27 protein-coding genes are annotated in these 22,003 nt (G+C 43.6%); 3 read left to right on the top strand and 24 right to left on the bottom strand.

Features of this window, described 5'->3' with window-relative positions; genetic code table 11:
- Positions 1 to 34: 34 nt before the first annotated feature.
- The 11 genes from E8Q33_RS12990 to E8Q33_RS13040 form a co-directional block, all read right to left on the bottom strand.
- A complete protein-coding gene (locus tag E8Q33_RS12990; protein WP_136555246.1) occupies positions 35 to 343 on the bottom strand; it encodes a DUF3144 domain-containing protein in 309 nt (102 codons plus the stop codon).
- 151 nt (positions 344 to 494) lie between these two features.
- Complete coding sequence (locus E8Q33_RS12995) at positions 495 to 1,811, bottom strand: type II toxin-antitoxin system HipA family toxin (RefSeq protein WP_136555248.1); 1,317 nt, start codon at positions 1,809 to 1,811, stop codon at positions 495 to 497.
- Complete coding sequence (locus tag E8Q33_RS13000; RefSeq protein WP_069296955.1) at positions 1,805 to 2,134, bottom strand: helix-turn-helix transcriptional regulator; 330 nt, start codon at positions 2,132 to 2,134, stop codon at positions 1,805 to 1,807. Before E8Q33_RS13000 ends, E8Q33_RS12995 begins: the two co-directional genes overlap by 7 nt.
- 260 nt (positions 2,135 to 2,394) lie before the next feature.
- A complete protein-coding gene (locus E8Q33_RS13005; RefSeq protein ID WP_136555250.1) occupies positions 2,395 to 2,817 on the bottom strand; it encodes a GFA family protein in 423 nt (140 codons plus the stop codon).
- A gap of 166 nt (positions 2,818 to 2,983) precedes the next feature.
- Complete coding sequence (locus E8Q33_RS13010; RefSeq protein WP_136555251.1) at positions 2,984 to 3,355, bottom strand: glyoxalase/bleomycin resistance/extradiol dioxygenase family protein; 372 nt, start codon at positions 3,353 to 3,355, stop codon at positions 2,984 to 2,986.
- A gap of 311 nt (positions 3,356 to 3,666) precedes the next feature.
- Positions 3,667 to 4,554 (bottom strand): CHAD domain-containing protein, encoded by an 888-nt coding sequence (locus E8Q33_RS13015; protein ID WP_168800212.1) that lies wholly within the window; start codon positions 4,552 to 4,554, stop codon positions 3,667 to 3,669.
- A 189-nt stretch (positions 4,555 to 4,743) separates the two neighbouring features.
- Positions 4,744 to 6,078 carry a diguanylate cyclase domain-containing protein gene (locus E8Q33_RS13020; protein WP_136555255.1) on the bottom strand — a complete coding sequence of 445 codons (1,335 nt, stop codon included), beginning with the start codon at positions 6,076 to 6,078 and terminating at the stop codon, positions 4,744 to 4,746.
- Positions 6,079 to 6,287: 209 nt separating this feature from the next.
- The gene (locus E8Q33_RS13025) at positions 6,288 to 6,581 is read right to left on the bottom strand and encodes a hypothetical protein (protein WP_136555257.1); all 294 of its coding nucleotides are present in this window, start codon (positions 6,579 to 6,581) and stop codon (positions 6,288 to 6,290) included.
- 11 nt (positions 6,582 to 6,592) lie between these two features.
- Entirely contained in the window at positions 6,593 to 7,282 is a 690-nt protein-coding gene (locus E8Q33_RS13030; protein WP_136555259.1) for an NAD(P)H-binding protein, read from the bottom strand.
- A 53-nt stretch (positions 7,283 to 7,335) separates the two neighbouring features.
- Positions 7,336 to 8,232, bottom strand: coding sequence for a DMT family transporter (locus E8Q33_RS13035; RefSeq protein WP_136555261.1), 897 nt, complete (start codon positions 8,230 to 8,232; stop codon positions 7,336 to 7,338).
- Positions 8,233 to 8,561: 329 nt separating this feature from the next.
- Positions 8,562 to 9,170 (bottom strand): phosphatidylglycerophosphatase A, encoded by a 609-nt coding sequence (locus E8Q33_RS13040; RefSeq protein WP_084003077.1) that lies wholly within the window; start codon positions 9,168 to 9,170, stop codon positions 8,562 to 8,564.
- Positions 9,171 to 9,220: 50 nt separating this feature from the next.
- Here E8Q33_RS13040 and E8Q33_RS13045 point away from each other — a divergent pair, with 50 nt between their 5' ends.
- Positions 9,221 to 9,604 carry an aldo/keto reductase gene (locus tag E8Q33_RS13045; RefSeq protein WP_256369467.1) on the top strand — a complete coding sequence of 128 codons (384 nt, stop codon included), beginning with the start codon at positions 9,221 to 9,223 and terminating at the stop codon, positions 9,602 to 9,604.
- A 9-nt stretch (positions 9,605 to 9,613) separates the two neighbouring features.
- On the opposite strand, the gene E8Q33_RS13050 is transcribed toward E8Q33_RS13045, so the two are convergent.
- The 6 genes from E8Q33_RS13050 to E8Q33_RS13075 form a co-directional block, all read right to left on the bottom strand.
- On the bottom strand, positions 9,614 to 10,744 hold the full coding sequence (locus E8Q33_RS13050; protein ID WP_136555265.1) for a phage tail sheath subtilisin-like domain-containing protein: 1,131 nt from the start codon (positions 10,742 to 10,744) through the stop codon (positions 9,614 to 9,616).
- Between the two features lie 107 nt (positions 10,745 to 10,851).
- Entirely contained in the window at positions 10,852 to 11,847 is a 996-nt protein-coding gene (locus E8Q33_RS13055; protein WP_136555267.1) for a GGDEF domain-containing protein, read from the bottom strand.
- Positions 11,848 to 12,111: 264 nt separating this feature from the next.
- Positions 12,112 to 12,255: a methylated-DNA--[protein]-cysteine S-methyltransferase gene (locus E8Q33_RS16815; RefSeq protein WP_136555269.1), complete on the bottom strand. Its 144-nt coding sequence runs from the start codon at positions 12,253 to 12,255 to the stop codon at positions 12,112 to 12,114.
- Between the two features lie 44 nt (positions 12,256 to 12,299).
- Positions 12,300 to 13,115, bottom strand: coding sequence for an outer membrane protein (locus E8Q33_RS13065; protein WP_136555271.1), 816 nt, complete (start codon positions 13,113 to 13,115; stop codon positions 12,300 to 12,302).
- Between the two features lie 255 nt (positions 13,116 to 13,370).
- Positions 13,371 to 14,048 carry a PAS domain-containing methyl-accepting chemotaxis protein gene (locus E8Q33_RS16585; protein WP_069296865.1) on the bottom strand — a complete coding sequence of 226 codons (678 nt, stop codon included), beginning with the start codon at positions 14,046 to 14,048 and terminating at the stop codon, positions 13,371 to 13,373.
- 289 nt (positions 14,049 to 14,337) lie between these two features.
- Positions 14,338 to 14,913, bottom strand: coding sequence for a CatB-related O-acetyltransferase (locus tag E8Q33_RS13075; RefSeq protein ID WP_069296866.1), 576 nt, complete (start codon positions 14,911 to 14,913; stop codon positions 14,338 to 14,340).
- A 770-nt stretch (positions 14,914 to 15,683) separates the two neighbouring features.
- Here E8Q33_RS13075 and E8Q33_RS13080 point away from each other — a divergent pair.
- Positions 15,684 to 16,052 carry a hypothetical protein gene (locus E8Q33_RS13080; protein ID WP_069296867.1) on the top strand — a complete coding sequence of 123 codons (369 nt, stop codon included), beginning with the start codon at positions 15,684 to 15,686 and terminating at the stop codon, positions 16,050 to 16,052.
- A gap of 146 nt (positions 16,053 to 16,198) precedes the next feature.
- Here E8Q33_RS13080 and E8Q33_RS13085 read toward each other — a convergent pair whose 3' ends face one another.
- On the bottom strand, positions 16,199 to 17,050 hold the full coding sequence (locus E8Q33_RS13085; RefSeq protein ID WP_136555275.1) for a PA4780 family RIO1-like protein kinase: 852 nt from the start codon (positions 17,048 to 17,050) through the stop codon (positions 16,199 to 16,201).
- Positions 17,051 to 17,175: 125 nt separating this feature from the next.
- Complete coding sequence (locus E8Q33_RS13090) at positions 17,176 to 17,517, bottom strand: Fis family transcriptional regulator (RefSeq protein WP_069296869.1); 342 nt, start codon at positions 17,515 to 17,517, stop codon at positions 17,176 to 17,178.
- A gap of 63 nt (positions 17,518 to 17,580) precedes the next feature.
- Between E8Q33_RS13090 and E8Q33_RS13095 the strand changes: the two genes are divergently transcribed.
- Positions 17,581 to 17,949 (top strand): DUF3144 domain-containing protein, encoded by a 369-nt coding sequence (locus tag E8Q33_RS13095; RefSeq protein ID WP_247870098.1) that lies wholly within the window; start codon positions 17,581 to 17,583, stop codon positions 17,947 to 17,949.
- Between the two features lie 117 nt (positions 17,950 to 18,066).
- On the opposite strand, the gene E8Q33_RS13100 is transcribed toward E8Q33_RS13095, so the two are convergent.
- The 5 genes from E8Q33_RS13100 to E8Q33_RS16235 form a co-directional block, all read right to left on the bottom strand.
- A complete protein-coding gene (locus tag E8Q33_RS13100) occupies positions 18,067 to 19,488 on the bottom strand; it encodes a diguanylate cyclase domain-containing protein (protein WP_136555277.1) in 1,422 nt (473 codons plus the stop codon).
- A 232-nt stretch (positions 19,489 to 19,720) separates the two neighbouring features.
- Positions 19,721 to 20,239 carry a lytic transglycosylase domain-containing protein gene (locus E8Q33_RS16225; protein ID WP_247870099.1) on the bottom strand — a complete coding sequence of 173 codons (519 nt, stop codon included), beginning with the start codon at positions 20,237 to 20,239 and terminating at the stop codon, positions 19,721 to 19,723.
- A 47-nt stretch (positions 20,240 to 20,286) separates the two neighbouring features.
- Positions 20,287 to 21,567 carry a hypothetical protein gene (locus E8Q33_RS13105; RefSeq protein WP_247870100.1) on the bottom strand — a complete coding sequence of 427 codons (1,281 nt, stop codon included), beginning with the start codon at positions 21,565 to 21,567 and terminating at the stop codon, positions 20,287 to 20,289.
- Positions 21,568 to 21,649: 82 nt separating this feature from the next.
- Positions 21,650 to 21,847 (bottom strand): thioredoxin family protein, encoded by a 198-nt coding sequence (locus E8Q33_RS16230; protein ID WP_247870110.1) that lies wholly within the window; start codon positions 21,845 to 21,847, stop codon positions 21,650 to 21,652.
- Positions 21,844 to 21,987 carry a hypothetical protein gene (locus tag E8Q33_RS16235; RefSeq protein ID WP_247870101.1) on the bottom strand — a complete coding sequence of 48 codons (144 nt, stop codon included), beginning with the start codon at positions 21,985 to 21,987 and terminating at the stop codon, positions 21,844 to 21,846. Before E8Q33_RS16235 ends, E8Q33_RS16230 begins: the two co-directional genes overlap by 4 nt.
- Between the last annotated feature and the right edge of the window lie 16 nt (positions 21,988 to 22,003).

A 22,003-nucleotide genomic window follows, 5' to 3' on the forward strand; every position in this document is an offset into this window, starting at 1 on the left:
GAAAGTGTGCAGATAAAAAAAGGGTAAGCAACGCTTACCCTTTGTTTTGTAGCTGTTCAGAAGCCTGAACATAATTATCGAAATTCTGAATATAGTCTTCCATATTCAATTCCAACATCCGCCGAAATTCACTGACAAAGAATTTGACGGTTTCATCTTTTGCATCCGCCATATCTTGGGCATTTGTCCAACCAGAAGCCGTAAACCAAGCACTATATCTGGCAAGACCATACATAAAAGACGGACTTACTTCTCCTGCCTGAATGCCTTTTTCCATTTGGGTATTCGCTAATTTGATATAGGCATCCGCTCTATCAAAAAAGCCGTTATCTCTCTCGCTCATATAAGGTTTCGCTTTTTTATTATTTATTTTGGCAAGACACCAAAACAAGTGAGCAGGATAAACCTCAATAATGCGGCATTGATATGGAATAAATCACAATCCGCTACGGGAAAACATCAATTTATGTTCGTTATAAGACCAGCAGATTCGGCTACAACGACAATCGAATATTGGATTCGACTTCATCGATCAATGTCTTTGGTACAGCGTGTTGAGTTGCCAGTTTTCGCCATTCGGCAACATGGCTAATGGTTTGATCGATAAACTGATTTATCTTTCTACGAGTAAATAACGGGCTCAGTTTTTCTAAAGAATAAAAATCTTCACGGTTAAAATCATCTCGTTTGCCGTTCAAACTCATCCAATGCTGACTCACCCATTTACTACCTGGTTTATAGCTATAGGCCAGATCGTATGCAGGGGCTAACGTCCACTTGTTGTCATTCAGCATGAAGGCAATATTTTTTGAATGATCATCGTGATTTCTGGCAACGATGTTGAAAACCATACGTTTAAAAAGTTGCTCAGCCTCAATGGCAGATAAGCCTAATTTTCGGGCTACCCCGAATAATTCAGCATAAGAAAAACTGCCCGGTTGTTTGTAATTGACATGGGCTAACCCATTCAAGGTTTGGATATGTCTTTTTTGATTACCGACACGATCAAAGCGCTGCGTTAAAAAATGCCGACGCTGTCCTTCATCGAGTAAACGACACGGCATCATCTCAATGCCACAGGCGGTAGCCATTAAATAATACACATACTCCATGGCGCCGAACCCCATAGGATCGCCAAAGGTTTGCTGATTTTTATTATGTTCGCTGACCCCGTCAAACTTCATCAGATAATGCTTAAAGCCTTGCGGCACATTAACCTGTCCAGAACGTACCTGAGTAAAGTCATCGTTAAAAGCCAAAACGGCTTTGGGCCGTGCTCCGCCAGCACTGGTGCCCACAGACAATAACGCCATCATTGCTTCGCGATCTGTCTGAGCTTCATTAGCTAACTCCACAGCAAAGTTAGCACGACTGTCCAATATTTCCTGGGCAATATTGACTAACGCTGCAACATCGACTTGTTGAGTTGCATTCAGATCTTTCAGTCTGGTCGCGGGGGTATATTCCAACGCGCCCATACCTCGAGTACCGGTGTACTGTAAACGTTGCAGTGGAGAAATATCCTCCGGTGACTTACCTCGGCTGGCCACCCAGGCATTTAGTACTGCATTGCCAAAATCATCCGGTAGCGAGTCGGCAATTAAGCCTGGCAAGCCTTTATAGGTCTCAAAATCCAGTTCTGGAAATGTATAAATCTGCCGACCCAGTGGCATCGTCAATGGCGCGAGTTCAATACCACGCTCAATAAAAGCCGCTTCATATTCAAAAGCACCTCGACCTGTTTCAGTATCAAAGCTGACCGCGCCAACATCGTAGTCCTGATAATGAACCCGAATAACCTCCATTACCATTCGCTGCCGTCCTCATCTTGGGTTTTGCCTTGCCCTGAGGCTCTTTGACGTTGTTTTCCCTGAAGCTTGGCTAATTGGATGGGGGATAACGCTTGCTTGGGTAAAAAGTTATCCAGTTGTTGTGTCAAACCTAGAACCTGCATCATGGCGACCAAAGCATGTAACTGAACTTTGCCTTTTTCAGCGTTTAGCACCACTTTTCGTGACACACCGGCTTGTTCGGCCAGCGCTAATTGGGTCAAATTGGCATTAAGCCTGGCTTGTTTCAGACGTTCCCCAAGCTCTTCGGTGATTGCATTGGCTGATTTATCTTTAAGATTCATAATGTATCCAAAATAGAACACAAAAAGGCTTTAAGGCTTATTAGGTATCTAAAATAGCACATTATTAAACTTGTAAATAGTTTTTATAAAGTCCTAAATATGGAACTTAGATGCACAAAAAATGGTATAAAGTCCAAAAATACGGACTTTATTTACAATTAGTTATACTTGATAAAGCTAAGTGCTAGCGAAAATCCTCCAAACGTATCAAGCTAAGAAACCTGAAACTGCATGAAAACCCTGGCCCGGCTGCTTCGAATTTATTCTTCGGAAAACTGAGCAAACAGTTCTGCACCAGTGAGGTTTCGAGTGTGTTCAGCAAAGGAATAAAAACCCGGCTTACTTTCAATAAATACCTGATCGGTTAATTCCCATTGCTCATTAGCATCGAACAAACCAACTGGAATAGCGTACATCTCACCCTGCTTCAAACGATAAAACAGATGGGTGCCACACTGCTGACAGAAGCCCCGTTCTGCCCACTCTGAAGAATTGTAAACCGAGATATTTTTGGCACCATCGAACCGAACATCACCACCACATTCCACCGCCAACAACGGACCACCACCCCACTTCCGGCAAGTCTCGCAATGACACGCCCCAACATGAAAACTCTTGGGCGTTGCTAGCAGACTGACGGAACCACACAAACAACTTCCACTTTGTTCAGTTATCGCGTTCATGGTTTTCTCCTTCTAAAGTTCACACACTGATTTGGGCTAGGGCTTGGAAACGTTTCGCTAATTTATACCGAATTTTTTCCTGCATACCTCTACTTAATTGATTTAACTATCAAATATTGAAGTATCCATCAAGCCGCAGTGTGGAAATCCATTGAGAAATATCTTTCTATGATTGAGCCAGCATCAACACATAACCGTCTGGATCCTCAAGCCTGAATTCACCATCAGCCATGTAAAACGGATAGTTAATGGCACCCGGCTTATGGCCCAGTTCGGCCATTATATTGTGGGTTTGCTTAATATCGTCGAAGTACAGATAGAAGAGAATAGCTTGTTGAGTCGAATCAATCGGCGCCGACGCTAACCCAAGCATCAGATTAGCTTGTTCGCTTTGTAAATAAGCCCAGCTTGGATCAGTTTCTCCGTCAGGAACAATACTGTTAGTCACTACAAAACCAAGATCAGCATAGAAATTGATGCTTTGTTCTACATTATTGACATGAACATACGCTACCAATGATTTGGTTTGAGCTTTCATATTATCTCCATGAACATACAAGCCGATATTTTGATGACTCAATTTCTAACTGCTAACAAATTGATCAAAGTTAGTTGCTCTAACCTCATATAAAAACTGATTAGTAAGAGTCAGCGTTAAAAAATGAACTATCTTTAGCAAAAAATCATACTGTTTGGAAATTAAGACTATTTGAGACATACAATCCTGACGGCTTTGTGAATTCGGCTAAAGCAAAATTATTTAAGGCGAGGAACTAGATTAATAAACCACCTCAAACGCCTCGCACCAAATCTGCAACATTTCACACACAGTTTCGGTACTTGTCCAAATCAAACATTCAAGTTTGCTGAGTTTTGCTTTGTCCTAAGCTTGTGCAGCATTCCTAGATAATTATCCCGCTCGTCCAGCCAGTTAAGCCATTGACGCTGCAGCTCCTGATCTTGCCAGCCGGACAAGGCAATCACGGGCTCACGGGCATTGGCAAAAACCTTGGTAATGGCTTGAGACTGTTTGCCGGTTAATAGGGCAATTTCTGACAGCTCGGAATCAATAACCCAACGAGCGAATTCCGGCAGATGACTACGAAAAACCTGCATGTCATGGAAATCACCCAGCAGTTCTTGGACCTCTTTGCACCAGCCCACCAGCTCTTTTGAGTTATGAACTATGCTGGTGAAGGGTTCGAGTAGATAACGCAGATATTTAATCTCAATGCGAGCAACATGTGTTTCTTCCATGCCTGCATGCAAAAGTTGATTAATATGCTCAATACGTTGATCAACCGTTCTATCCAGCCATTGGCCTAAACCAATACCCATTTTTTGTTTAACCTGGGGTTCAAGTCCCTGCTTTGTAGAAAATTTTAACTGCGTGGATTGCTGATAAACCTGTTTGCCGTATTCAATCAACTTATCTAGAGCAGGCATCTCGCCAATCTGTTTTTGAGCCACTGCCAACCAAGCCAGTGTCACTTCGTGATCACGCACGGGATTGCTTGCCTTAGCCAATACCTTCAATCGTTTGCAAGTAGGTTTATTCGTTTTGACTTCATCGCGGGCAAGCTTTACCCACACTCGTAACCGACGCAGCTCAACACGCATATCGTGTAATGCTTCAGGATCATCTTCTGCCGTTTGATAATGCGTCCAGGCAGCACGAAATGCTGTTTCTTTTTCCCGAATGACTTCTACCAGCACCCTACCCGCCGGTTTTAGCAAAATCTTATTGCCATCGGCAATCATCTCAGTCTGTGTTTTTTTGCTTTTTTTTAGTCATAAAGATATCAGCAGTGCCTGACTTAGTTTTCTAACTATATCTGTGAAGCAATAAAGCAAATCTTCTATATTTAATATTGAGTATATTGTCTGCCAACAAAGCTGGTTAAACGATTAAATTATTGGCTTGGCTTATTCTATCTCTGGTTGCTCCGAAGTATCGTAAAAATAGATTCTGTTCGTACTGGATTTTTTGGCGCTATACATCGCATGATCTGCGGCTTCTAACATCTCGACAGCTGAAATGGTATTTTCTGTAAAGAGCGAGATGCCAATGCTGGCAGAAATCTGTACAGACTTTTTCTCCAGATCAAAAGGCAGTGAGATTGCATCAATAATTGTCTGAGCTACAACTTCGATATCTTGTTGCTGCTCAGCACCGATGAGAATTACAGTAAATTCATCACCACCCAATCGAGCAACCGTATCTTCTTCGCGTACACATTTAGTAAGACGTTCTGCCACCAATTGCAAAACGCGATCACCGGCCTCATGACCGAGCGTATCGTTTACACCCTTAAAGCCGTCAAGGTCTAAAAATAATAAGGCTAACGAAAGATTGCTGCGGTTGGCATGTTTGAGCTCTTGCTCCAGCCGATCCAGAAAAAGTCGACGATTAGGCAGCCCGGTCAACAGGTCATGGTGTGCGTTATGCCAAATTTTTTCTTCAGCAAGTGCCTGCTCAGTGATATCTCTGGATATGCAGACTGTTGCTTCGGTTTTTTGTTGCTCGTCCAGAACCGGTGCGAGTAGATACTCAAATCTTTCGCCTAAACCAGAACTAAAAGTGTGCACAAACTTTCCACGGTAGGTCGACTGTTCTGCTATTACTTTTTCAATATTGTGCTGAAAATCTGCTGCGAACGGAAACCCGAGATCAAAGGTGGATTTTCCCATTATTTCCTCGGGTGCCAGAGCAAAAAGATCGGCTGTGGCTTTATTGGCATAAATAAATTTACCCTCAAGATCTAGCACATAAATTGGATCTGGCGAAGCTAACAACACAGCTCCGAACAGCCGGGTTTCCATCTCTTTAAGTGTCGCATATTGTTCTAGCGATTCAGCAACAGCTTGATCTATGGCTTCATGGAATCGGGTGAGATCTTCAAGATGGTCAAATGGAATCGTTTTGTATGATTTGGTCCAATGTGCGACTACGCTTGCTCGAAGGGCCCTGAATTCGGAAACCGTCTCAATTACAGTAAATCCGCTGGTTTGTCTGTCACCTCCATGAACTTCTGCCCAGGACTCTTCGCCAGCCGACGCACATCCTTTCGATTTAGCGGCCTGTTCTGTTTCACTTTGGGGGGTATCAATATCGTCAGCAATTTCCAGCAGCATATGTCTGGCATGATCGCGAAGTCCGGTTTTGCTCATATGCTTGGCGCTGAGGATAGTTTTCGCAAACGCTTCCCAGTCCTGCAGAATAGGTTCAATCTCTGTTCTAATAAAATCAGCTAACCGCATTGTTCATCTGCATTTGTTTGACTCACGTTGAGGACGGAAACAACAAAATCTGAACATTTGGTTCAGAGCAGGATTTTCTCACATATAGGGTCAGTACATTTTAAATTTGAGTTGATGTAAGAATGCTCAGCGACATGGAGTGATCGTCTTACATTTTAGAACTTCTTAGAAAGTATACTCCGCTCGGCATATCCAATAATCTTCAGAATTTATGCTTGTGGGGAACGCTGTTTTGATACGTGATCACGGCAACGCAAACCACCTAACAGTGCAATAGCAATAACGCATCCAGCAGTTATTAACGGATCCTCATTTATCAGCATAATTTTGCCAAAGTACAAACTAACCGCAACAATGGTGACCAGCGCCAGTAACAAACAAGCGGCTGCCCCCACCCGAAATGCTAAAGCTTTAGAGATATTATTATTTCGACACCATTTTCCTACAGCAGCCATATAAGCGTAGTAAATGATTATCCCGATTATTGCTGCTACCAATTGCACGATTTAATTCCTCAGTATTTAACATTTCGCTGATGCATCTCCGCGTTCGAAAGCACGAAAGAGTCGCTTTTAAACTCATTATAAGCCACATCAATCATTGCAGCCGCAACACATTTTGTGGAAATAGGCCGTATAGATTTTGGTAAAAACGATGCAATAGGTCCTAGCAATCCATCAGCCAATTTTTCTGCAAATCGACCATCATCAGGTCGGCCCAAAAGTAGCGAAGGACGAGCAAAAAACACACTCGTCAAACCGAGCGATTGAATATCACGCTCCACCTCGCCTTTGACGCGATTATAAAAACTGACTGATCGAAGATTGGCCCCGTGAGCTGTTACCACACCCAATCTATTAACAACGGCAGACTTACATGCTCGTGCAAACGCAAACACCAAATCATGGTCGATGTGGCGAAAAGCCGCTTTACTACCCGCTTGTTTTTGTGTGGTACCCAACGCAATAAAGGCAACTGAGTTCGTAGGAATAAGTGGTTTGCTGTGTTGTTCCAACTGCTCAAAATCAACAACATGGTTTTTGATTTTTGAGATGATTGCCTCAGGAAAACTGAGCAACACATCCACCTCACGACGAGATATCAAAATGATATTAGTAACATCATCTCGTTGACTTAGCTGTGTAACTAACTGCGTTCCAATAGCGCCCGTTGCACCTAAAACAATTGCTGTATCAGACTTCATGAACGTCTAAAACTGCGGTTTGTGTATCGGAATTAATGTCCATTGATTCCTCATTAACTCTGCATCATCACAATACCAACCAATGCAGCAGCTACGCCAGTCATTTGAACCCATGTGGCTCGCTCTTTCAATATTAGAAAAGCGAGAATGGCCGTTGGAACCGGCGATAACGCACCGGCAACACCAGCCACAGAAAGCATACCTAAATTGGCAGCAATGACGAATGTGAGTGTGCCAAAAGTTTGAAACAGGCCAACCACTACTACTATCGGCAAATTGCTCCTGTCAAAAAACAAATCAGGTTTAAGTACCGGGATCAAAATCGCGACAATCAATGCTGATGCAATAGTTGCTGACGCTGCTGGCCATAACGGAGAACCAGACTGGGCCTGCCCAAGAAAAACAAAGAAAAGCCCAAACCATAAACCCGCGCCCGTGGCTTGCAGAATGCTGCGATCATAAGCCAGGAATCCGCGTTGCAATGCATAAAAGGAAAGTGATTTTCCCGGTCGCTTAAATTGTTGCGAGACATTTTCAATTGTCGATTTTTCACCGCTACTGACCAAGGCAATTGCGATAACCACCAGCATTATCCCAAGTATTGCCATCGTCGAAGGGCGTTCTCCCAGCCAATAACCCACCACAAAAGGAATAATGGCTGTCCAAACACCGGTAACAGCAGCCACCCCCCCCATCCTTCCATTGGATAAAGCACGATAATAGAGAATAAAGCCTGACCCGAGCGTAGCGCCTGCCGCCGCTCCCCAGGCAAGATCGGAAATATTTGGTGTCCCTCCAAACATCACTGCCAGCACAGTAATGACCACCGATCCGATGGATTGTGAGTACAGGGTCAATGTCAGTGGAGACATTTTTCTGCCCACCAAACCACCGAGAAAATCGGCGATACCAAAACTTAAAGCGGTCAACAGACCGAAAAACAGCAGCATAAACTCCTCTCCAAACCGTTAAAAGGCAGTAAAGCTTTCAACCATCATTGGATAAAGCTATGGATGTATTTTGGGTGTAACGGCAGACTAACACATTGGTCTAAAGAACGATGTCAGACTTAATGAGTACTACTTTCGTGTCTGGTCGAAAGAGGCGGATCCAGCAATGACGTGTTTTGACATACACATCTCAATAGACGTGGCTAGACATGCCAAGCTTATCCAATAAATAACTCATATGAGACTTTACCGTTTTCTGGGTGATACCTAACTACTCGGCAATTGAAGCATTACGTTCATCCTTATACAGTTTCAATCCTCCGGCAATTTCAATCATCGTTTGTAAAAGTGTCTCGCTTAACTGAAGCTCTTCTATACCAACGCCAACCAATACTGAATAGAAGCAATGTCCACAATGATGCGACCACATCATCAAGCACTACTCCCACACCTCCTGGTAGTGATTCTGCTGCCCGCGCAGGTGGTGGTTTAGTCCAGTCAATAATCCTGTTGGTCATAAAAATACCTGCCAGCATTACAGGATATTGATGGATGGGCAGACCAATGGTTGCCACCGGAAAGGTAAACAGTTCATCCGCCACAATCTGTGAAGCATCTTTGCCATCAAAGTAAGTTTCACCATAGTCACATATTGGAATAGCGACCAGAATCAGTAAAGTCACCGCTATCAATTGTTTTCTGATAGACAAACGACAAATCATTAAACTCAGAATGATGCCACCCAGAGCACCGGCAGTACCGGGAATTAAAGGCACACAGCCCAGACCGAAACTAATGGCAAGCATGCCCATCAGATCATCGGCTGGCACACCGCAAAGAGATTGTCCTGATAAGATAAAACTTACAACAATGACTACTGCAGCAATGCCCAATATGGTCACAGTAATAATCATTTTTTTGCTGAGAAGAGTTTTCATTATTTACCAATGAGTGATGCAGTGTTACCAGCAGATTACAACAAATTATCCTGAATAAGCATGATGATGCACTCAATCAACTCTTTCCTTTAGCAGATTGCCGTGATGTCTCTTTTGTGTTGGGAGCACCACTAAACTCAGGCTATTTAGCGGGGAATGATTATCACAACTACAAGAAGGGCGCGCCGGATCACATTCATCAAAAGCGCGAGCAATATCGCAAACTGGCGAAAGATCTTGATGTGGACTTACACACAGCTGCATTACAGTTTTGCAACGCCCCAAACGTAGTGAGCGCCATATTGCCAGGGGCCAGCAAACCTGAACATATTCGTGAAAATGTGTCCTCCCTTTCTACCCGCATTCCCACAGAATTTTGGGAAGCAGCTAATCGGCAAGGAGTGATAGAAGAAAACGCTCCGGTTCCAAGTTAGTTCGGAAAATTAAGCAGCATTGAGTTCCACCCGAAACACCATAAACTCAGCCGGCTTGATAACGGCCACGCCGACTAAGCACACCACTCGTTGGTTATCGATGTCTAGCTGTGTCATAGTGCTGCGGTCACACCGAACAAAGAATGCCTCTTCTACTTTGTTGCCAACCAAACTGCCTTTGCGCCATTCATTGAACAAAAAGTCACTGATGAGCTGCTGAATATTGGCCCACAAGATCTCGCCGTTAGGCGTTGATTCGGCCCACGGCGTTCCACGATCGATAGAGGCTTGCAGATAATTGAAAAAGCGGCGAACGTTGACGTATTTCCACTCAGGCTCACGTGAGAGTGTTCGGGCACCCCACACTTGGTGACCTCTGCCCTCGAAGAAACGCAAGCAGTTGATACCTTCGGGATTGAGGTTTTCCTGATCAATGCGAGTTATATTGTGTTCAAAGCCAACCACCCCACGCAGCTCCTCATTCGCGGGAGCATGATGCACACCACGTTGAACATCGGTTCGTGCATAAATTCCACAAATGAAACCTGATGGCGGCAGCAAGATCTCTTCATCCTCTTTGCTGCTAGCCACCACCCACGGGTAATACATCGCTGCATATTTGGAATCGAACTGACCTCGATATTCGAGCACTTCAGCAGAGGTGAGACCGGGCGGTGGATCAATCACTGCAAAGCTTTGAGTGCCGGGACGTTCGGCATAAGCAATTAAAGCGTGAGCAACTTCAACTGAAGTATTGCCTGGCGTAGCCACAATAGCTATATCTTGCAGTGGTTCAATAGCGGCAAGTGCTCGTTGATAGCTGGCAAGTGACGAAAAATCTGATGTACGGGATATATAAAGATACTGTCCACCTTCATCGAAAAAGGCACGTGCCGCATACGCTACGAAGTTGGTGGCTGAAGACTGGCATTCATCTGCAGGCAGATCATCCAGGCTGCCATAGATCTGCTCAAATTCGGCGAAGCTGGTGAGTAATTCTGGAGCACTATCAACTGAAGCATCCGGCCCTTGTAATGTCGGGCCAAGAAAGACGGTGGCATGGGTATTTACCCCATCAATGGTCTTTCTGCGTGAGCTTGTTTCCTGAACATAGACACCGGGTACAGTGTATTCGGGCATACAGCATCCTCCCTCTCTCTATTCAACGCAGTTGAGAGCTAACTATCGATATTTAATTGCCTAAGCATCGTCCCTTTCACTGACTTTTAGTCACGTTAAACCAGCATTTAACTTGGATAAGTTTCTGAATACCCATTCACCACGACTTTATTTCGGCCTGCATTTTTGGCGCTGTATAACATGCGATCCACTGTTTGCAGTAAGCTGGTTTGAGATTGATCAGCTTGAAACTCTGCCACACCAATACTACAGGTGAGAGAAATTTCTACGTCATCATCCTGACAAAAACGGTGCTGTTCAAAATCAACCCTGATGCGTTCTGCAAGTAGTCTGGCGCTCTCTGTATCCGTCTCTGGCAGTAATAAAAGAAATTCCTCACCACCATAACGACCCAATACATCTGTACTTCGACAGGCTTGTGACAAAATATTCGCCGATTCAATTAAAACAGCATCCCCAGTGAGATGCCCATATTCATCATTAACGTATTTAAAATGATCAAGATCGACCATTAATAAACTTAACTTGTGTTGATAACGCTCAGCCCGGTCAATTTCTACCGTTAAACTATCCATAAGTCCACGACGATTCGTTATACCAGTGAGTGAATCAGTATGGGCGATTCGTTCTAGCTCTTTGGTGCGGTCTAAAACACGCAGTTCAAGTGATTGGTTAGCTTCCAGTAACTCATGTTGAACTCGAAGTAACGCCTCATTTTTACTCCTAAATTCTTCATTACTCGGAATAGCCAATGCTTTAGGCATTAAACGCCAAATCATGATGGCGGTGAAAATAGATACCAGCCCGGTTGTGAACTTCGCGATACCTTCAATGTAATAAAACCCCTGCCAAATATTTATCAGTGAGGTTAAGTGAGTAACGCCACACAGAAAAATAAAAGCGGCAAACATGATAAATATCCAGTTAAACCCCAGATCGTTTCTTTTTTTTACTAAATAAATAAGTGCTAGCGGAATAACAAAATAAGCAATAGCTGTTAACACATCACCCGTTACGTGGAGGAATAGGAGATCTGGGAGCCACCGCAAACAATGACCATGCGGCATAAAGCTGCCATCAAATAACTTATCGACAAACCCCATATAAATCTCCGCTGAGAAAAGATTCTAAATATTTACAAATCGTTTTAAAAAATGACTTCCATTGAATCAACGAAGCACAAAGAGCTGCCTTAACAAAAATTAAAACAACAAATATCACAGAGCAGAAAGTTTGATAAGAATAATTTTAGAAATATAAATAAAACAAGTTAGATTCAGGTATGACCGCTACTAATCATTGAATGAGATGTTAGTAAAATTTTGTCCTCTGTTTTTTTACAGATGGAGTCGCTGGTGTTCCAGCAATCAATGTTTGCGTTCCAGACAGCCGTCAAAAGCCGTTAACATCCCATTTTTTCTGATCATCTTATGACAGGGAATGATAATGGAAACACGATTACAACCATTTGCAGAGGCAGCTGACCGCCTGCTTTTGGGTTTGCGACCCACTCGGCCCGTACCGGGTAACTAATTTTGATGATATTGAATGCTGCCTAGAACCGGTAAGCAACGCCAACCGAAAGGATCTGGGTTTTAAGATCGACAGAACTCTTCAAATCATTAGCAAGCGTCGGGTAATTAGAATTGGTTACAACTGCTGTGGTGTTAGCTTTTCCATAATCCGCGTAAAGATACTCTGCTCGAATGATCCAACTCTCGCTAAGAGCATATTCCCCACCTAGCCCAATTATCCAGCCTAATTTGGTGTCATTGTCTGAAGCACTACCAAAAGCACCTGTAGCTAAATTATCTGAAAATGTTGCATCCATCCTGATTCGAGAAGCGGCTAAACCACCCGTCAGATACGCTAGCCAGCGTTTCTCGGTCCACCCTACTCGAGCTCGTAGTGAGGCTTGCCAGTCAGATTTCACCGAAACTTCATTAGTAAAGCTTGCCGTTGTATTGGACTCATAGATCCCGCCTGATGAAGATGATTCATCAAAGCTTAAACTGTTTAAGCCAGCTTCAAGCCCGAGATATAAACGATCAAACTGCTGACCATAGCCTCCAAACAGACCAGCGCTAAGTCGTGATCGCGAAGCACTTTTATCGGCTTCTCCAGCAATTTGCTCAGGATCGGGCGGAGTAAAATAAGACCCCACAAAACCATCAGAAGTTGAAGCATCAAATGATGCACGATTATGAGCAGCCCCAAGGCTTGCCCCAATGTATGGGCCTGACCAATCATAATCCTGAAGAGTTTGCGCTTGCGCGCTACTCATTAGGTTTAGAGCACCAAAGATGCCAAAGGCAGCCAGCGAATAGTTAGAGATAAATTGACTCTTCAACTTCATTTTGTTCTTTAACACGCAATATTTCCTCCCTGGAAAATCAATCTAATCGACTTTGCTTTTTATTTCTTTGTCGAATTATATAAAGAGTTTGAATAAATCGCTTAATGTTTTTTCAGCACGAAATAAGGTTCAAAGCAACGACCTTTAATTAATCCCCACGAAATTTTTTGATGTAAGACAACAAGGTGTTTTGCCATCAATCTTTGCATTATTTGGTAAGTCGCTTACCACTCGATTTTATATGGTTCTACTTTTTGCCAAGTTGAAAGATTACTTAAGCAGTGCGTCCAGTTCTTTTGTTAATCTGGTGATTTCGGTAGTGGCATGACCAGTATTCTCGGCCAGTTTTTTGACCTCGGATGCAACAACAGCAAAACCTCGACCGGCGTCCCCGGCCCGAGCGGCTTCAATACTGGCATTCAAGCTAAGCAAGCGCAGGGTTTTCAACATATCCAAAATAGTTTGGGTTTGTTTGACGATGTCTGAGCTATGACCTTCGACCTCTTCCATTCTGGATTGCCGTTCCAATTCCTGCACTTTCCTGGCCTGGATCGTAGTCACCACACCTTCAAGAAATGTTACTTGGTTATTGTCGTCAAAGACTGGGCCGCCCTTCTCATTAACCCAAATAGGCTCTCCCATTTTGCATTTTAAACGGTAGTCCACGTCCCAGTTCTTGTGTTGTTCGATAGCTGCCGCCACGGCATCATCGACAGCTTGTCCATCATCTTCGTGGATCAGGTTTACGTATGAGGTAAATTTGTTACCAATCAACTCATGGTGTTTATACCCAGTAAGCTCCTCCACATTGCCAAACATGTTAAGCATTGTGTAATCATTATCCATGCGGCAACGATACAAAAAGCCAGACATTCGGCTGGAAATACTTTCAAAGATGTTTTGGTCATCAGCTGGAATTACGTTGGGAAAGGCATTAATGCTGCTCATAGGATCTCTTCTATTAATAGAGGTTGATAACGCTCGCATAAAGCGTGCGAAGTATGAGCGTCGCCTTTGACGCGTTTGTTAGGATTTATTCTGATGCAGAAATCATGGAGTCAACCACTGACCGATCTCCACGAAAAAAGCTAATTAAACAATAAATGAAGTTAATAAAGAAAGAAACTCACATCACAAAATCATGAATCAAGTTGGCTGCCCCTTTATTTCTCGCCAAATCAGGCTCGACGTCATATTAGAACAACAGCTTTGAAGTTGCACCGACCATCAATCATTATCAGGCTCTAAAAGAAGCAACCAGAGACTTAAGTAAATCCACCGATGGCTCAGATGATAAGGTTTGGCTTAGCTCCTTTATTATGCTGATGGGCAAATCCCACCATCTCAGCTCCAAAAGTAACTCTCTTATTTCCTCATCGAACCGGTATCTAATGTGTTTTGCAGGATTTCCACCGACAATTTCATAGGGAGCAACATCTTTTACAACGTGTGCGTTGGCAGCAATAACAGCTCCGCTTCCAATTGTTACGCCAGATACAATAGTTGAGCCATATCCAATCCAAACATCATGGCCGATGACGACGTCGCCATTACTAGCCGGATGCCCTTTTATTTCACGGCCTCCTAACTCATCAGCCATTTGATGACCAAATGGAAAAGTAGTGATCCAATCAGTTCGATGGTTTGAGCCAAGAAATATGGTGGTTTTCATTGCAATTGAACAGAAACTGCCTATCGTCAACGAAACGCCTTCGGCGCCGAAGACTTGCAAGTATTCATAACCATAGGTACATGGTCCAATTGTGACCTTGCTGTTTTCAATAATCCCTTGCTGAGTATCCAAACTCGCCATAATAATTTTTATCCTGTAGATATTCAGGCCATTCAAATAACCCGCGCCGAAATTAAAACATAAATAATGAATAATCCAAGAGCATTGTTTAAATTTGTTCTTAGTCTAAAAGGCGATGATTCCCTTTTATTATCCATCAAGCAATACACCAAAACCGTTACCTGATGTTTTTACAATAATCAGTGGGCCATGCCATACAGCCTTGCTTGTCATCATCATGAAAAAATACATGTCAGGCTCTTATGGGCACGGCAAGAGCCTAAAATATTAATCCATTAATGGGAAGCGCCCCCTTATATTGTTCTTGCCACATAAGTTAATTATTCAGATCCCAAATATCGTTTTACAGCTATGTACTCCAGCGAACAGACTCGATGATCAAGGAAATCTATTCTGAATTTAAATCAGTTTGCTAGGAGGGGTATTAACTGGCCGTACGAAAGGTCGTGTAACCTCGATTCCAGATTTGTAAAAAGAATGCGTTTGTTTTAAACAATATCATCTACATAGACGGTCCAATAGAAATCATCTTAGTGATTCTTTCTTTTCTTGGTTTGCGTTAGAACTTCATTCGTAAACGTTTCTCCTGAGCGATATTTTGCAGTACCTGTCTTCAAATATTACTTTCTCCACGCCGTATTGTCTGGCTGAGTAAGTCACTGCTCACTGGCCTCCTAAAGCATCCCAAGCGCTACGTTTTTAAGCATATCAAGCTCCATCAAACAGATATATCAGAGAATTCTCAATCAATTATTCAAGGAACAATTTCAATGAACAATTATTTAATAAAGTCTGGAGCAAACATTAGTCTTTTTCTTCTCGCATTAACTGGCTGTGCTGGCAACACTACGACAGCTGATCTTATGAGAGATAACGCGTCAACTGGGCAAACTCAAGTAGACCTGAAGAATCAAATCGCGAAAGATTGGGAAAGAGGTACAAAATTGATTACTACGGGTGAAAAGCGTGTCGAAAATGGCGAAAAGCAAGTGGAATCGGCAGAACGCGATCTTAGAAGTGGCCAGGATGACATTGCACGTGGTCGAGGCGAGATCGCTGAAGGGCAAAAACTAGTCACAGAAAGCGAAAGAGTATTTCGATTAGATTACCCAGAGGTAGATCTCAATCAAACGAATTAAGTAATTTCTTATTTGCCAATCTATTTACAGTAGCTTTTAACTCTCAGAGCCTTTCCCAGGCTAGACAAAGCTGCTCTAACACTACTTTAATGCTCCAGGTCGGGGGCAGCCAGCTTGATTTTTCAGCAAATTAATATGGTTACCCCTTAATCATCCTTTTCACGTAACCATAATTGTCTTGCTTGTTCTTCTTCCAGAATCGCTTTGATTTCAAGCATCACCCCATCCACATCAGCGGCTTGCGTGTCTTCTTCAAATTGGCCGGTGAGTTCTGTATCGGGCATTAACTCACCATTCTCGAATAGCGACCATATTTCTTTTTCGAAATGTGTGTTGCGTAATTCTGGTGCAAATTGGGCATAGTAACGTGTCATATTCTGCACATCACGCGTTAACATGGCTTGTGCATTATTATTTGCCACCGCATTCACCGCTTGGGGCAGATCGATAATCACCGGACCATGCGCGTCGACCAGCACATTAAACTCTGACAAATCACCATGAACTAACCCCGCACAAAGCATTTTTTTCACCGAATGCATCACCATCATGTGATCTTCGATGGCTTGCTCGGCAGACATAGTTACATCGTTGAGGCGCGGTGCAACATCACCTTCCTCATCAGTAATCAACTCCATCAATAACACGCCGTTCATGCAATCGTATGGTTGAGGCACTCTCACACCGGCACTAGCAAGCAAATACAGGGCATCGACTTCGGCATTTTGCCAGGTTTCTTCTTGCTGCTGACGACCAAATTTAGAGCCTTTTTCCATCGCCCGGCCTCGGCGACTATTACGTACTTTTCGTCCTTCCTGATATTGAACGGCTTTTTTAAAACTACGCTTGACGGCGTCTTTATAGACCTTGGCACAGCGTATTTCATCACCACATCTTACGACATAGACATCGGCTTCTTTGCCACTCATTAAGCGACTAATCACCTCATCCACAAGGCCATCATCAACTAGTGGTTGGATTTGTTTTGGTATTTTCATTGTTCGATTTTTATCGCTCAAACGTATCCAGTAAAAGATACCGTGCAGTATAGACTACCGTCGCTTGTTTAGAACGGGCGAGGCCTCATCAATGCATGTTTTACAAAGCACAATTGAAGTTTCCGTTAACCCAATCTGAGTGCCCAATTACCATTGTGATATTGATTACAGTTTTCTTCAGAATCGTATGCGATATGATCACCAAGACGTTTGAGCTTGATATCCATAGTTTTAAATTCAGCTTGAATAAGGGATATCAACGCTTGGCTGTCATCTGATTGAAGATAATTTTTCAAATTCTCGTTTGTATCAAACACACAAACAACCATTAAGCTATTCGGAAAATCCTCATAGTTAACCAAGTGCGTTAGCCACTGAAAACCAGTGATATCTTTTAATGCTTGTTCACATACCTCGGTCAATTTTAGCCGAAGTTCATTATCAATTTTTCTGTCTGTTTTACGCATAGTTCATATTTTCACTGGCTTTGGTAAACCTAAAACGGCTCGGGTTTTTCTATCTGATAGTATATGTTGCGTTCAATCAGCTTATATAGCCTCATCACGGCTGCCATCAAATTTCAAATCAATAACATTAATGAGAGAGAAAGAATGAGTGAAAATTCACCAACAAAAACATTTCAACAACGTGTCGATGAGTTCATTGCCGTTGCTAATCAACAAGCAGCAGACAGTAGTGTAGACGACGTCAATACATCAATTCTATTTTCAGCCGCCCGATTTAATGCTTTCAGCGTCGCCCGTTCTGTTGAGAGTGCAGAGAACCTACAAGCTGAAAAACAAGCCGCAATTGAATTCTTCACCCAACGTTTCGCAGAAATGCTAAACCAAAACCTAGAAGAACATATTGCCCGTTTTGATAGCTTTAGACAGAAATAATTAATTACTAAATTGCTGAACACAAAGTTCTGTTTAATGTAATCAGGGCTTTGTGTTCATTCATGGGTCAAAATAGAAACGGTACATTGCGTCGTTGTATTGTTCCAAATGGTCAAACTACGGTTCTTCATAAAAGAAATATTGGTTTTTACCTGATAACTTGGCTTTATACATAGCCATATCAGCTTGCTTTATCATTTCTTCCGCAGTAATTGAATTCATTCGACTCACTGAAATACCAATGCTCGCTGAAATCATGATATCTGAACCCCGGATTGATATTTTTTCCTGAAGCAATTTAAGAATTTTTTCAGCCACTGCAATAGCGTCTGTTTTATTTTGTAGATTAGCCAGGATAATCGTAAATTCATCTCCGCCAAGGCGCGATACTGTATCAATACCCTCCCGAATACACGATGTCAGACGTTGAGCAACATTGAGTAACAAGTCATCGCCGATATCATGTCCAAAGGTGTCATTAACATTTTTGAAACCATCCAGATCGATGAACAAAACAGCTGTCATAGCTTGATACCGTGATGATGCTTTTATAGCTTGCTCTAGTCGGTCCATACCTAAAAGGCGGTTAGGTAATGCTGTTACGGTATCGTAATGCGCCAACTTCTGTAGCTCATCTCGATTGTTTTCTAACTCTTTCGCTGCAAATAACGTAAGTCTTATATATCGATTGAAATGGAGACAAAACAACACTGAAACGATAGCTAAAAAGACAATAATCAGGCTAGTCATTGGCATAATTTCGCCTAAATAACGCTTACCCGGTAAATCGGGTTTCCAGACGATATCAGCAATGTGTTCTCCCAAAGGGTTCATCACCTTAAAAGCGGTAAAGCCGTTTTTAAGAGGCAAACCTTTAGGCTGAACGCTCAAACTATACAAATGAAATTGGCTCTCCCACTTATACAACAATGGTTTATTAACTGGCCGAGTCATGACTAATACACCATAGAGTTTTCCCAGTGACACAGTGTCAGATTCAATACTGGGTACAATGGCGCTAGCGGCGATAAAGTGTAGTTGACCAGAAATGTTGATAAACGATGTCACCGGGGTCGGCGATTTATAATTAACTTTTGTCGCTTTTTCGACAAGAGCTTGCAAGGCAGGCTGGGTATAAAGAGGAATCTCAGTAAGATTTTGTTCGCCATTGGCAAAGCTGATAAAGACTTTGCCATCAGCGTTATAAACGATAACTTGATTTATATGAAAGGTATTTAATAAGTAGTCACCATCTAGGCTTTCTTCAAAATAGAGTGAATCGGTTTTGCCTGATAATGCTTCGGCGGCTTCATTCCAGTAACTGTAGTCATAAACCACCTTTCCTAGATTTTCACGCTCATTCTCAAACACACTTTTCGATACTATTCGCGATGACTCTATTGAGTTCGCATTTAAGTGATTAAACGATTCAGTAGTCAAATACAGAAAATAGATGCCCAGACAGAACAGCATGAAAAACAAGCAATAGAGACTTGTTCTCATATATTTCAAAATACTATCTATCTGTTTATTACTCATCAAACTTCTCTGACCCTAACCGTTCACAGACTAAAGTAACAGAGTCATCTTAAAGTCTTTATGAGCTTCATAAGCATTTTTTAATCAATCAGTTCAAATACTTACACTATCATTTCTATATGGGGAACGAACCTTAACTATAGCTTCAATATCACATTTCCAGCAGCATCATTATAGTGAGTCTACGCTGGCTGACTATGGAGTAGTCCCCCCCCCCCTTGCTCTCTGGTCGTTAACCACCGACCGAGTAGCAGCTTGATATATCCGGCCATTTATCGGCCTTGATGGTCGTGTAATGTTGCCAGAAAGCATTGTCGATGGCTTTCAAGCTGGCGGCGGTTTCTTCTCGTCGGTATCGTGCCAAGTGTGACGGACCGCCGTTATATGCGGCATAGGTTGCCTTTATCAAATTGTCATCACCGCCGGGCTGTTCGTGCTCGCCTTTACGGATCGCATGATCAATCATGTAATAGGTCAAAATTTCGATGCCGGCGTTCACGTTGTAGTCGACCTCATTAACCAGGCGGTCAAGATCGTAGATCTTGCGCCAAACCCGTCCGTTTATCTGCATCATGCCAACTGCTCCACCGGATGAACGCAGCACTTGGGGCTCGCTACTCGAACCGACGAACTGACGCCAGCAGGATTCTTTCCATGCTGTGGCACGAACCAAAGGATCGAGTCGCTCTGTCATTCTGTCCGGCAAGCGATCGTTTTCAGCCAGCCAGGCGTTGGACTGTTCTTCCAGCAAGCTGGCGACCAGATCAAGGTATTCATTAAGGTTATCCCGTTGCGGGACTAGCCCTTTAAAGCCTCAGCCGGAGGGATACTGTCGGCATGAGCGTCCGGAAAAAACCAAGACCCTAGTCGGCTAAAACCATCGGAGATCTGTCCCGCCAATTCTACTGGTGAAAATACACCCTCGTCTCGGCCATTTAATCCAAACAAATCGCGAAACTCCGGATCGACCTCCAGTGGCAACGGTGTAAAACTCGGCGGCGCCGATTCAGCGAGCAGCAAGCGGGCAAGCCTGCGCAGACCGTCACGGGTGATTTCAAATCCATACTCAGGCCCGAGGGCGTCAAGAGCACGCAGTGCGTCACCACCCGCAATAAACGTAGCAAGCTTGAAATCAGCCTCCAAGCCTGGGGTCTTCAGACGTTCAAGTTCGTTCATCAGTGGCCGCAACCGATCCCATGTCGTCAGGAAAAGTTCTCGAACCGGATCATATTCGGGATCATCGATCGTCAGCGCCTCAGCAATCGCGTGTCGCGCGTCCAGCAGCACGCCGAGTAACTCAAGACGTAAGATACGGGACTCCGTCGAGTAGGCCAGCGCCGAAATAATGGTAGTCAGAAAGCCGTCTAACTCATCTTCAAGAGTTTGCCACTGAGCCAACTCGCTGTCGTCAAAAGTTGGCTCGGGCGCTAGAACGTCGGGTTCAGGAGCACGAACCTGGAAAGCCAGCCAAGCCCTGATGCCTGTTTCTTCAGTCTGGAGGCGGGTAATATGAGTTCGCTGAATCAGGGACTGCTCACCACCTTGCGCACTACCCTGACCCAGCATTTGCACGATCAATCCATCAAGGCCATTCAGTGGTCCGGCCAGGTCAATTTGTACCCTTCTCATGCGCGGCAGCACCAGCGCATCGGCAATGAGCTGAGCTGGTTTGGTCAAAATGCCGGGGGTACTATCCGGGCGCGACAATTCGATCGAATCAGGTACAAACTCTATGGCCTGTCCCGATGCCATAACATTGGGAGTCATTTTCAATGCAAGACGGCCCTGCCATGGTTTAGGTCCCCGGCATGCACCGAGCACGAAACCACCGGTAGTGGCAGTCAATGCCATGCCCACAGACAATTGGTCACCATCGGTCACCACCACCATATCAGACAACTCAACCCGGTTGCATGGGTCGTTGCTAATTGTGCTTTGGCCATTCTCATCGAAATCAAGGACGCGACTGATCGCCGTCTGGAGATGAGCGGTTTCAGCCAGCAAAGGGATTTCAACTTCACCCGCTGACAGCGCGTTCGAACTGTACAAGACGAAAAGCAGCCACCCAATATGTTTCATTCGATGTTCCAATGGTTAAAAGCGAGATGATTTAAGGTCAGAGCCCAATCCAAATGCTGACCTGTAATATTATGCCGCGCTTTTAGTTGAGTTTAGAAATTAATTGGCGAACCTCGTCAGAGCGTAATGGCCTCACGAGGCGAGCCACTTCATTACCATCGCGCAAGAGTATCAATGTCGACCAAAGCTTTACCTTGAACATACGCCCCAGTCGTTTGCCTTTTCCGTCATAGATTTTAATATGACGCAGTTCTGAATGTTCAGATACGACTTCTTCTATCGCCGAACTTGCCGCCTGACAGTGTCCACACCAAGCGCGCCAAACTCAAGTAAAGCGTAACCGAACAATTCGTTAATTTGTTCAAATGTAAATGCTTCTTCTGCGTAATCAGAGTTAGAACCAATATCACTGGTTTTCATTCCTTTTACTCCCCAC

Source organism: Methylophaga sp. SB9B, from assembly GCF_004832235.1.
GTDB classification, from domain to species: Bacteria; Pseudomonadota; Gammaproteobacteria; order Nitrosococcales; family Methylophagaceae; genus Methylophaga; species Methylophaga muralis.